Origin of the sequence: Streptomyces sp. BE20, assembly GCF_036322525.1 — a bacterium.
GTDB lineage: Bacteria > Actinomycetota > Actinomycetes > Streptomycetales > Streptomycetaceae > Kitasatospora.
Map to the genome: position 1 here is coordinate 1 of NZ_JAQYWW010001219.1, position 356 is coordinate 356.

1 pseudogene is annotated in these 356 nt (G+C 77.2%); it reads right to left on the bottom strand.

The annotated features are described in order from the left end of the window. A pseudogene (locus tag PUR61_RS41835) lies at window positions 1-356 on the bottom strand (DUF2637 domain-containing protein); the annotation flags it as partial.

Sequence of the window (356 nt, forward strand, 5' to 3'; positions counted from 1 at the left end):
ATGGTCGAGCTGCGGTAGGAGGACGAGGAGGACGAGGAGGACAGGGAGGCGGAGGACGACGTCGACGCCGACGAGCCGACGCCGGCGCGCGACCGGCGGCAGGTGTAGAAGGAGCTCCGCGAGGCGGGCGGCAGCGGGGAGGGGGTGGACTTGGAGAGAGCGTCTGGCTCGGCGGGTCGGGCCGGCGCCGTTGTGCGCGGGCCGGCGCCGGCAGCGGCGCGCGCGGGACCCTGGCGGCGACTGCGGCCCCGGGAGAGCATCCCGCCCTGGCGGGAGATGGCCGTCAGCTCGGCGCGCTCGCGACGGTCGGCGCTGCGGGCACGCACCTGGGCGTCCAGCTTCGCCTGGCGCTCCTC